This is a genomic window from Stenotrophomonas maltophilia (assembly GCF_006970445.1).
Lineage (GTDB): Bacteria > Pseudomonadota > Gammaproteobacteria > Xanthomonadales > Xanthomonadaceae > Stenotrophomonas > Stenotrophomonas maltophilia_AU.
Genome location: NZ_CP033877.1, coordinates 3,811,470 through 3,822,306 on the forward strand (window position 1 = coordinate 3,811,470; position 10,837 = coordinate 3,822,306).

A 10,837-nucleotide genomic window follows, 5' to 3' on the forward strand; every position below is an offset into this window, starting at 1 on the left:
CGCGTTGGTGCCGGCTGCGACAGCACGCGCCGAGATCCGCCACGGCTCATCAAGCGGACTTGTCGGTGCAGGCGCTAGTGGCCGGGCGCGTCGACGCGCAGCCCATGCTGGCTTACGGCCAGCAGCACGCGTGCCATGTCTCCGTAGTCGGTGTCGTCGGCGGTCGCCAGGTGCACCCAGGGGCGATGCTGCTGCGGCATCTGCTGCGCCTGCACCAGGTGCCGCTGCAACGCGGCAGCGTCCAGCGGCTGGCCATTCCAGAACACCGCCCCCGCTGCGTCGATGCGAAGGGTGATCGGCTGGGGGGAGGACGCCGGCCAGGGTGGGCACGAGGTGCGCTGCTGGAACGCCAGCAGGCCGGTTGCCTGCGCCATCGGCAGCGTGGTGATCACCAGCGCCAGCAGCACCAGCAACACATCCACCAGCGGTGCCAGGTTGGGAGCGGCCATCAGTGAGGTCGCGCGCTGTGTCCCGTATCGCATGCCACGTTCCCTCGCAGTAGGAGCGGCCTGCCGATGGCAGGCCGCCCGTTGCCGGACTCACCGCACGAAACTCACCGCACGAAGGCGATGCGCTCCATGCCGGTGGCCTCGGCGGCGGCCAGGATCCGCGCCATGCCTTCGTACTCGGCCGACGGATCGGTGGCGATGCGCAGCTCCGGCAGGTTGCCGGCATGTTCTCCGGCCTGCGCCTGCAGGCGCGCCTGCAGATCGCCGATGGCCATCGGCTGGCCGTCCCAGCTCAGCTGGTTCGACGCATCCAGGCGCAGCTCGATCGGCGGGGGTGGTTCGGGGCGATCGATCGTGCGATCGGTGGCCTGTGGCAACTGCACGGCAATCGGCCGGGCCACGATCGGCGCGGTCACGATGAAGATGATCAACAGCACCAGCATCACATCCACCAGTGGCGTGACATTGATATCCGCCAGCGGGCCGCTTCTTCCTGCGCTACTGAACGCCATGTGCCGCTCCCTGCAGCCGGGCCGTTCGCCCAAGGCCGACGTTACGACGCCTGCGACCCCGTGCGGCAGGGGCCTGTGCGGAATCATTCAGCTGTCGTTGCCGACGCCCGGCGTGCACGCAATGCGAAACTGAATTCAGCCATTGCCCGCTATGCTGCCCGCCATGACCCGACGCTCTTCGACCGCCCTGTCCCTGCTGCCCTTGGCCACCACGCTGCTGATCGGCTGCGCCAATGCCCAGTCCCTCGACGCCCAGAACGCGCAGCTGAAGGCCGCGATCGCAGCCGCCGAACGCGGCCAGTTCGATCCTGGCCAGGCCGCTGCGCTCAGCCGCCATCCGGCCTATGGCTGGCTGGAGTACGCCAACCTGCGCCGCAACATCGACACCGTCGATACCGCGCAGGCGCAGGCCTTCCTCAAGCGCTACGACGGCCAGGCCGTGGCCAACACTTTCCGCAGCGTGTGGCTGCCCTCGGTCGCACGCCGCCAGGACTGGCCGACCCTGCTGGCCAACTGGGCGCCCACCGACAACGCCGGCCTGCGCTGTGCGCAGCTGACCGCGCGCCAGGTGACGGGCAAGGTTGATCCGCAGTGGATCAGTGAAGCGCAGGACCTGTGGCGCAAGAACGGCAAGTCGCTGCCGGATGGCTGTGACGCCGTTTTCGCCGTGCTGCAGGCACAGGGTGGCCTGAGCGATGCCCTGCGTTGGGAACGCATCGATGCCGCCGCCGACGCGCAACAGCCGGCGGTGATGCGCAGCGCCGCGCGCGGCCTGCCCGCCACCGATCTGGCGCTGGCGAACAACTACGCTGCCTTTGTCGACAAGCCCAACGCCAGCGCATTGAACTGGCCGCGCAACGAGCGCAGCCGGCGCATCGCCACCGATGGCCTGGCCAAGCTGGCCAAGGCCGATCCCGGCGCTACCGAACAGCAGCTGCCGCAGTACGCCCAGGCCCTCGGCCTGAGTGCCGACCAGCAGGGCCAGGTGCTGTACCAGATTGCGCTGTGGACGGTGGCCTCCTACCTGCCCGATTCGGCGCGCCGCCTCAACGCGGTGCCCGAATCGGCGTATGACGAACGCCTGCACGAATGGCGCGTGCGCGAAGCGATGTCGCGCGGCGACTGGCCGGCGGCACTGACCGCGATCCGCAAGATGGCCAGCAAGCAGCGCAGCGACCCCCGCTGGCGCTACTTCGAAGGCCGCATGCTGGAGAAGACCGGCCAGGCCCAGCAGGCCCAGCCGCTGTTCCGCGATGCGGCACGTGCACCGACCTTCCACGGGTTCCTGGCCGCCGACAAGCTGCAGCAGGGCTATACCCTGTGCCCCTGGAAGCCGAATGACAGCGCGCAGGCGCAGGCGGTGATCGCGCGCGATCCGGCCATCCAGCGTGCGATGGCGCTGTACCAGATCGATCGCGCCGGTTGGGCCGTGGCGGAATGGAACAGCGCGCTGTCGCGCTTCGATGACACCCAGCGTCGCCTCGCCGTGCGTGTGGCGCAGGACAACGGCTGGTTCGACCGCGCCGTGTTCGCGCTCGGCAAGCAGCCGCAGGAACAGCGCCTGTACGACCTGCGCTTCCCGCTGCACCACGACGCCACCATCCGCCGCGAATCGGCGCGCAACGCGATCGATCCGGCCTGGGTGGCCGCGGAGATCCGCGCCGAGAGCACCTTCACCCCGCGCGCGCGCTCGCCTGCCAACGCCATGGGCCTGATGCAGGTGTTGCCGGCCACCGGTGCCGGCGTGGCCAAGTCGATCGGCCTGACCGGCTACGGCGGTGCCGACAGCCTGTACGACCCGGACACCAACATCGCCATCGGCACCGCCTACCTGCGCCAGCTGATGAACAAGTACGACGGCCTGCCGTACGTGACCATCGCCGCCTACAACGCCGGCCCGACCCCGACCGCGCGTTGGCAGGGCCAGCGCCCGGGCTTTGATCCGGACCTGTGGATCGAGACCATCAGCTACAAGGAAACCCGCGAGTACGTCGCCCGCGTGCTGGCCTTCAGCGTGATCTACGACTGGCGCCTCAATGGTGATGCGCTGCCTCTGAGCGACCGCCTGATGGGCCGCCTGGTGGACAAGCGCAAGAGCTTCAGCTGCGCCGCAAACGCCGACCAGGGCGGCGATTGATCGCAATGCGGTCGTGCCGGCCGCTGGCCGGCACGATCCGGTATCCACTCCCGGGGAGGGGAAGACAATGAGCCTGCTGGCCTGGATCGGGATATTCGCCGCCTGGAGCCTGCTCGCCACCTGGGTGCTGCGTTGGGGTGGCGCGGCCTGGATGGAAGGCTGGAAGTCGCTGGCTTTCGTCGACAGCTGGGGCAGCCTGTGGGACGAAGCGCAGATCAAGCTGTATTTCCTCTGCCTGTGGATCGTCTACGGCCTGTGGTTCCTGGCCGGCCTGTTCGTGCCGGAGTGGCGCGGTTTGCCGTGATGCCCCTGCATCGGTCGTGCCGGAACATCTGCGCCTGCCATGCGATCATCCCCCCATGAAGATCTATCTTGTCGGCGGCGCCGTACGCGACCGCCTGCTGCAGCGCCCTGCCGGCGACCGCGACTGGGTGGTGGTTGGCGCCACGCCCGCGCAGATGGAAGCGCAGGGCTACACCGCCGTCGGCCGCGATTTCCCGGTGTTCCTGCATCCGAAGACGGGTGAGGAATACGCGCTGGCGCGCACCGAGCGCAAATCCGGTCGTGGCTATCGCGGCTTCGTGGTCGATGCTGATCCAGCGGTGACGCTGGAAGAAGACCTGCAGCGGCGCGACTTCACCATCAACGCGATTGCCTGCGACGAAGACACCGGCGCGCTGATCGATCCCTATGGCGGTGTGCGCGACCTGGAACAGCGCGTGCTGCGCCACGTTGGCCCGGCCTTCGTCGAAGACCCGCTGCGTGTGCTGCGCGCGGCGCGCTTCATGGCGCGCTTCGCACCACTGGGCTTCACCGTCGCCGAAGAGACCCTGGCCTTGATGCGCGACGTTGCCGCCAGTGGCGAGCTGGACGCGCTGGTGCCGGAGCGCGTCTGGCAGGAACTGCGCAAAGCACTGGTCAGTGCCCAACCCTCCGCCTTCCTGCGTACGCTGCACGATGCGCATGCACTGGGCCCGATCCTGCCCGAACTGGAAGCACTGTACGGCGTACCGCAGCGTGCTGAATTCCACCCGGAAGTCGATACCGGCATCCACCAGGAAATGGTCAGCGACATGGCCGCGAAACTGGCGCCGGGTGATGACCTGGTCGGCTTCGCGGCCCTCACCCACGATCTCGGCAAGGGCCTGACCCCGCCGGAGGAATGGCCGCGCCACATCATGCATGAGCAGCGCGGCATCAAACCCCTGAAGGCTTTGTGCGCGCGGTTGAAGATTCCCTCCGAGCACCAGCAGCTGGCCGAAGCGGTGTGCCGCGAGCACTTGAACGTGCACCGCATCGACGAACTGCGCGATGCCACCGTGCTGGAACTGCTTGGCCGCTGTGATGCGCTGCGCCGGCCGGAACGCGTGGCCCGTATCGCGCTGTGTTGCGAGGCCGACAAGCGCGGCCGGCTCGGCTTCGAGGACGCCGACTACCCGCAGGGCGAAACGCTCAAGCGCCTGCACCAGGCGGCGCTGTCAGTGCAGGCCAGGGATCTGGATACCACCCATCTGAAGGGCCCGGCCATCGGCGAAGCGTTGGCCAAGGCGCGGGTGAAAGCCATCGCCGCCGCACGCTGAAGCACTTGGTAGTGCCGGCCGCTGGCCGGCAACCAGACAATCCCTGGATTCAGTGCGCCATGCCGCGGGTGATCGCCGCCGCACGCTGCTTCAGCTGGGCCACGGCATCGGGAATCATCTCCATGCCCACGTCCAGACCCGGGTTCAGCACCAGGCCGACGCCGTCGCCGATACCGGCCAGCAGCGCGTGCACCGCGATCGGCATGGCATGGGCGAACTGCGGCAGCTGCTCGTGCCACAGGCCAGCGCGCTCGGGGGCGGTGAACACCGCGAACATCGGCTCACCGCTCTCGCTGGTCAGCACCAGCGGCGAGATGCTCTCGTCCCAGGCGCCATCTTCACCAATGGCCTTGTCCAGCAGCACGAACGCCGTCGAGGTCAGCAGGCCGTCGAGGAACTGCGCTGCGGTCAGCGTGCCGTCCTGGGCCTGTAGCAGGCGCACCTCGAGGTCGTTGAGGGGTTCGAACGGGGTGTCGTGGTCCATGGTCGGTTCCGGTACGTGATTGCAGGGCAGACTTTAACAGGCCCGGTCCTCAACCGATGTATCCGTGCCGCCACAGCCATCCGGCCACCGCCAGCGCGGCGACCCCCACCAGCATCAACGGCAGGCCGAAGCGGTGCCGCCACGGGATCGGTACCCCGCCGAGCTGCTGGTCCATGGTCTCGGTATCCAGCACCCAGCCGTGCTCGCACCGGGTGCAGGCCAGTTCGTAGCGGCGCTGGTAGGTGAACCCAAACAGCAGGTCGATGCGCGCCATCTTGTAGCGCAGCTGCGGCGCGAACTCGGTTTCCGTCTGGCAGCGCAGGCAGTGGTGCGCTTCGGTGGGGCCGACGATCAGCACCCGTTCCTGTTGGCCGATCAGGATCATGTCCGGTTGCCCTGGCAGGCGGGCTGGGCCAGCAGCCAGGCTTGAGCGGCGGCCACAGTGGCGGCATCACCCTCGACCCGCTGGTCGGGTTCGATCTTCAAGCCATCGCCACGATCATTGCGGTCCCGCATCACGCTGGTGGTCAGCAGCAGGCGACTGCCGTCGGCAAGGGTGTGCACGACATTGCCGGTGGAGACACCCGCGGTCGGCTGGCCAAAACTCCGCGCCTGCGGGCGGCCACGCCACGCCAGCACCGAGGCCTCGCCCGAACTGCCGGTGCGGGGCCCGAACAGCACCGCCACCGGTGCGCCAGGCTGCCGCACTACATGGCCGGACTGGCCGAAGTCCAGCAGCGGCCTGCCCGCCAGCTGTACCGCAGTCGCCGTCAACGTCCAGCGCTGCGGTCCTTGCACGGTTTCGAACGAGCCGACGTCCTCGTTGTTCACCACCGAGGTGCGCAGCAGCGGGGCCATGCCCAGCAGCATCGGCCACATGGAGCCACCGCTGTTGTCCCGCAGGTCGACGATCCAGCCACAGCGCGCGCCGTCGTCCTTGCTGCGGATGACCTGCTGCCACCGCGCGGCACGCTGGATGTCCTGGCGGAATTTCTCCTGCGGCGTCGCGCCCGGCGTGGAGGCATAGCCCTCGATGACCACCCAGCCGATGCGCGCATCCACCGCATCAGCGGCCTTGGCCCGGTCCACGGCGGCGGCACCGGCCTGCTGCGCACGCGCGAGGGATTCGCGCTGGCGCTGGGTCGTGGTCCATGCACCATGGTGGCCGGTGCTGAGCGCAATGGCTTCGCGCAGAACGGCCAGCCGTTGCGCGGGGTCACCCTGCGCCGATTGCAGGCGTACGCGGGTGGCGGGCCAGTCCACCCGGTCGCGATACAGCGCCTGGCGTTCAAGCAGATTGAGGATCTCGGTCTGGGCCTCCGGCGAGGGCACCTCGACCGCGCCTGGCGTATCGGCCATGGCGCCGGTCGCCAGCAACACGAGCATCAGCGCGCCGATGCGACGCACTCCCTTGCGAACCTGCATGCGACGTTTCCTTGTCGTTGAATCAGGACCGCAGCATAACCGGGGCATGATCGCTTGCGCCACGCGCGAACTGTCGTATCTGACCCTGCCGCGACCTGCAGCAAAGCAGGCGCCAGGCGATCACAACATTGCAACTTTGCCCATGTCATCGCGGCGTACAACGCGCCAAGGAGGCCCCGTCGGCGCTTCCTGCGCTGGCCGGGATTGGCGTCCTGAATGAAGCTTTTCACGAGCGGGCTTGCAACGTCGTTGCCGGCCCGAACAATGCACCGTCCGTCGTTCTGCGGCGGGCGGTGCGTGGGGATCCCCGGATCCGCCGGCGTCATTCCTCGTGAAGAGCTTCACCGGCACGCCAACCCGCACCGCCCGCCACCTTGCATCCCGCAGGTGGCCCTGCCCTGTGAGGTTGCCGCCATGAACACGCCCTACCCCACCTATCCACGCCTGCATGCACTGCTCGGCGCAGCATTGCCCGGCCTGCAGCTGTCCACTACCGCCGCCGAAGCATTGGAAGATGCGCTCGCCGAAGCCAACGAACAGGCGCCGCCCTCCGCATTCTTCGCGCGGTTGCGTGGTATCGCGCACAACCACGCGGCCGATGGGCAGCCGTGGCGCGAGCGGCAACTCAGCGAGGCGCGCGGTCGGGACCTGGCCGAGGCGACGCGTTGCCTTGCCGCATTGTCCGCCTGCGGCGGTGTGTTGCTGGCCGCGCAGTCGGCGCGCGAGATGGAGGATGCGGCGGCGCAGTGTCCACCGCAGGTGGAGGAAGGCCTGCTGCACGCGGTGGTGGTGCTGGCCGATCATGCCGGGGCGCTGGTGGAGTCCGATACACACGCCATTGTGTTGTAGAGCCGAGCACATGCTCGGCTGCGTGGAGGTCGCAGTGTCGGTGGGTTCTGTGCCGACCAAGGTCGGCACCTACCAGAGCAGCGTCGTGGCGTCGGTGGGGTTCTGTGCCGACCAAGGTCGGCACCTACCAGAGCGGGCCATGACATCCGTAACGCGCACTACCAGTCCGCGCGCAGGCCGATGTTGCCTTCGATGATGCGGCGCTTCTCGTTGCGGTCGCCGCCCAGCTCGCGCGTGTAGTCGGCCACGGCGTACGCACTGATGGTGCGGTTGAAGCGACCGACCACACCCACACCAGCTTCCAGCGCGCGTGAGCGCTGCGAATTGACGATCACGTCGTCGTCGAAGCGGATGCGGTCTTCACCGGAACCGCCATGCCAGTAGTTGAGCTTGAAGTACGGCTGCCAGCCGTTGTCAGCCAGCTGGTAATCGCCGGCAAGACGCAGGCCGACGCGGCCGGTCCAGGCGTTGTCGTTGTCGAAGCGCACGCTCGACACGTCATCGCGGCGGTCGTCCAGCGCGGTGCGTTGCCAGATCACCTGCACCTGCGGTTCCAGCCACCATGCGGACTGGCCGAAGCGCAGCAGCGGCTTGCCGGCCTCCACCGACACGCTGGTGCCGTCGCCGCTCAGGCCGAAGCCGAGCCCGCGCGAGGAACGCACGCGGCCGTCGTAGCGGCTCTGCATCGCCACGGCGTCGATGTAGCCCCCACTGCTGTCGGTGAACGTCCAGTACAGGCCGACGTGCTTGTCGTCCAGCCGGTTCTGGCCCACCTGTACGTTCTCCCAGCCCAGTGCCAGGCCGGTGGTCTTGCCCTGCGCGCGGGTGCGGCCGACGAACACGCCGATCTGGTTGCGATGGTTGTCGGAGGCAGCGGCCCACACGTCGAGGCCGGCCTGCAGGCCCATCACATCGCCATCAAAGCCGGGCTGTGCATCGCCCTTCCAGTGAATCTCGCTGCTCTGCCCCACCAACCGGCCCCACGCGGTGCGGAATGCGCCCTGGTTGTACAGCAGGCGTTGTTCGCCCTGCCGCTCGTGGAACGTGCCGAGACTGGCCAGCGAAGTCTCGCGCAGCAGCGGTGGCACCACGGTGTAGGCGGCGGCCTCCACGCGGTACAGCGGTACCACCGCGCCTTCAGCCGGGCGCGCACCTGGCGTCGGCGGGGTACCGGTACCGGGCAGCGCACCGCCGGCCACCGGCACGTCCGGCACCGCCGGGTCGCTGGGTGGCGACACCGGCGCCGGTTCCGGTGGCGGCGGTGGCGGAGCGGTCTCGCCCGCGGTCAGGTCCGGATCGGTGGCGCCTTCCGGCGGCGGCGGCGGTGCCGGAGTGATCGGTGGTGGTGGTGCCACCGGCGGCGTCAGTGGCGGTGGCGTGGCGCTGCCACCGCCGTTGGGGGCCGGTGTTGGTCCGGTCACCAGTGTCGAGCGCAGGTACCAGTTTTCGCTGGTGCCGGCACTGACACCGCCCTTGAACAGGAAGTATTCGTAGGCACCCGCCGCAACCGGCGCGAACAGCGAAAACGCGCCCGGTGCGGTGCGCCCCCCATTCAACGCCTGGACCACCAGGATGCCATCGGCCAGCGTAGCCGCACCGCTGCCGCCGGCGTTGAGCACGCCGATGCCGGTAGTACCCGTTGCGGTACCGCCATCGATCACCAGGCGGTCGCTGGTGGAATTGTCCGCGCCCAGCACGGTGCGCAGGTACAGGCCACCGCCGTCGCCGCGATAATTGCCACGCACGGTGAACACGTCGCCCGCGCCGGTACCGGTCAGGTCGATGCGCCCGGCGTTGACCATCTCCACCAGTGCGCCACTGTTGAACGGGCGGATGGCATGCCCCCCACTGCCCGCGTAGACGGTACTGGTGTCGTCCACGGTGAGCGTGCCGGTGCCGGTTCCGCTGTCGCCCAGCACCAGGTCACCATCGAAGGTCAGTTCGGTGCTGTTGGCCAGGCTGATCGTCTCCCAGTTCTGGAAACGGCCCACGCCTGCGCTCTTGACGTTGCTGAGGTTTAGCTGGTCGATGCCACTGCCACCGTCGAACAGCGGCACCGCACCGAGGTTGCCCTGGTTGAGGTTGCTGAGGTTGGCCACGTCGTTGTCCGGGCCCATGTCGATCGCGCCGTAGACAATGCCACCACCCTCCCAGTTGAAGGTGTCATTGCCGGTACTGAGCAGTACCTGCCCGCGCACGGTGCCGTCGGTGATGGTCACGCTGTCGTTGCCGCCGCTGACGCTGATGTTGCCGCCGATATAGGCCGTGCCCGAGATGATGATGGTGTCGGTGTCGAAGCCGGTCACCACGTTGCCATCCACGGTACCGCCGGACTGGTCCCACAGGTTCTTGTCCAGCTTCATGTTGACGCGGCCGATGCGGCCAGCAGTCATCCAGGCCTGGTCGCCATCCTCGAACGCGCCGATGATGCGGCCACCGCTCATGCGGAACGTATCGATGTTGTCGCCCTGCTGCAGCGCGCCGATCGTGCCGCCACTCATGATGAAATCATCGCGGCCACTGCCCTGCGCCACCACGCCGGTGACGGTGCCGCCAGTGACGGTCATCTGGTCATCGCCGCTGCCCTGGTCGACGCTGTCGATGGTGCCATTGCTCAGCAGCAACACATCATTGCCATCCCCCTGCAGGACACCGCCGCTGATGCTGCCGGCCTGCATCTCGAGGCGGTCGTTGCCCGCATCGAACTGTACGCCGGTACGCCCACTGATCGTTCCGCGGTTGACCAGCACGCTGTCGTCCGCGCCGATGAACTGCAGCGCGGTGTTGTTGCCGGTGCTGATGCTGCCCGAATTTTCGACACGGCTGCCGCCACCGAGCTGGACCGCCACACCGCCCACCGAACTGATCGTGCCCAGATTGGACAACAGGTGGCCACCCGCGCCGACAAGTGAAATCGCGCTGCTGCCACCGCTCTGCTGCAGTTGTGCCGTGTTGGCGACATTGACGGTGATGCCGGCCGCGCCATTGGCGATGATGGGAACCGTCTGCGGGTTCGGCGCATTGGCATCGCAGGTGACCATCTGGCCGGCGACAGGAGCGGCGCTGTCACAGCCTGCCCAGGCGACGCTGGCGGTCAACAGCAGGGCGGACGGAACAGCCAGGGCCTGAAGCATGGAAACAGTGAGGCGGCGCGGACGCACTGCGCGCGGGACGGCACGGGACATACAGCACTCCTGGACAGGGGATCAGGAACTGCGGATATGCGGGACTGCGAGCGCAGTCTGCGTCATGGTGAACGGTTTCGACGAATGAAATTGCGTGCGGGAAATCACAGTTCGGATGCGAACCTGATCGGGCCTCACTTCGCTTCTACATGCCTGAAATTATTCAGCTTTGCTGTGATCACGGGCCACGCGGAAAGCATCCACGCATGGCGTGGC

10 protein-coding genes are annotated in these 10,837 nt (G+C 68.0%); 4 read left to right on the forward strand and 6 right to left on the reverse strand.

Annotation, left to right across the window (positions count from 1 at the left end):
- Positions 1 to 74: 74 nt before the first annotated feature.
- Both EGM71_RS17450 and EGM71_RS17455 read right to left on the reverse strand, forming a co-directional pair.
- Entirely contained in the window at positions 75 to 482 is a 408-nt protein-coding gene (locus tag EGM71_RS17450) for an ExbD/TolR family protein (RefSeq protein WP_223224491.1), read from the reverse strand.
- A 71-nt stretch (positions 483 to 553) separates the two neighbouring features.
- Positions 554 to 961, reverse strand: a complete 408-nt coding sequence (locus EGM71_RS17455; protein ID WP_014038483.1) for an ExbD/TolR family protein — start codon at positions 959 to 961, stop codon at positions 554 to 556.
- 151 nt (positions 962 to 1,112) lie between these two features.
- Between EGM71_RS17455 and EGM71_RS17460 the strand changes: the two genes are divergently transcribed.
- The 3 genes from EGM71_RS17460 (at position 1,113) to EGM71_RS17470 (ending at position 4,678) form a co-directional block, all read left to right on the forward strand.
- Positions 1,113 to 3,098: a transglycosylase SLT domain-containing protein gene (locus EGM71_RS17460; protein WP_188489885.1), complete on the forward strand. Its 1,986-nt coding sequence runs from the start codon at positions 1,113 to 1,115 to the stop codon at positions 3,096 to 3,098.
- A gap of 67 nt (positions 3,099 to 3,165) precedes the next feature.
- Positions 3,166 to 3,402 carry a hypothetical protein gene (locus EGM71_RS17465; RefSeq protein ID WP_049447806.1) on the forward strand — a complete coding sequence of 79 codons (237 nt, stop codon included), beginning with the start codon at positions 3,166 to 3,168 and terminating at the stop codon, positions 3,400 to 3,402.
- A 55-nt stretch (positions 3,403 to 3,457) separates the two neighbouring features.
- Positions 3,458 to 4,678, forward strand: coding sequence for a multifunctional CCA addition/repair protein (locus tag EGM71_RS17470; protein ID WP_188485991.1), 1,221 nt, complete (start codon positions 3,458 to 3,460; stop codon positions 4,676 to 4,678).
- A 49-nt stretch (positions 4,679 to 4,727) separates the two neighbouring features.
- Here the strand turns inward: EGM71_RS17470 and EGM71_RS17475 are convergent, their stop codons facing one another.
- Genes EGM71_RS17475 through EGM71_RS17485 form a run of 3 tightly spaced genes read right to left on the reverse strand, consistent with a single transcriptional unit; the run spans position 4,728 to position 6,587 of the window.
- Entirely contained in the window at positions 4,728 to 5,162 is a 435-nt protein-coding gene (locus EGM71_RS17475) for an SseB family protein (protein ID WP_005419309.1), read from the reverse strand.
- Between the two features lie 49 nt (positions 5,163 to 5,211).
- The gene (locus tag EGM71_RS17480; protein ID WP_101766079.1) at positions 5,212 to 5,547 is read right to left on the reverse strand and encodes a hypothetical protein; all 336 of its coding nucleotides are present in this window, start codon (positions 5,545 to 5,547) and stop codon (positions 5,212 to 5,214) included.
- The gene (locus tag EGM71_RS17485; RefSeq protein WP_188485993.1) at positions 5,544 to 6,587 is read right to left on the reverse strand and encodes a S41 family peptidase; all 1,044 of its coding nucleotides are present in this window, start codon (positions 6,585 to 6,587) and stop codon (positions 5,544 to 5,546) included. The genes EGM71_RS17480 and EGM71_RS17485 overlap by 4 nt, the downstream gene beginning before the upstream one ends.
- 414 nt (positions 6,588 to 7,001) lie before the next feature.
- Between EGM71_RS17485 and EGM71_RS17490 the strand changes: the two genes are divergently transcribed.
- Entirely contained in the window at positions 7,002 to 7,436 is a 435-nt protein-coding gene (locus EGM71_RS17490) for a hypothetical protein (protein ID WP_188485995.1), read from the forward strand.
- Between the two features lie 158 nt (positions 7,437 to 7,594).
- Here the strand turns inward: EGM71_RS17490 and EGM71_RS17495 are convergent, their stop codons facing one another.
- Positions 7,595 to 10,621 carry an autotransporter outer membrane beta-barrel domain-containing protein gene (locus tag EGM71_RS17495; protein WP_188485997.1) on the reverse strand — a complete coding sequence of 1,009 codons (3,027 nt, stop codon included), beginning with the start codon at positions 10,619 to 10,621 and terminating at the stop codon, positions 7,595 to 7,597.
- Positions 10,622 to 10,837: the final 216 nt, after the last annotated feature.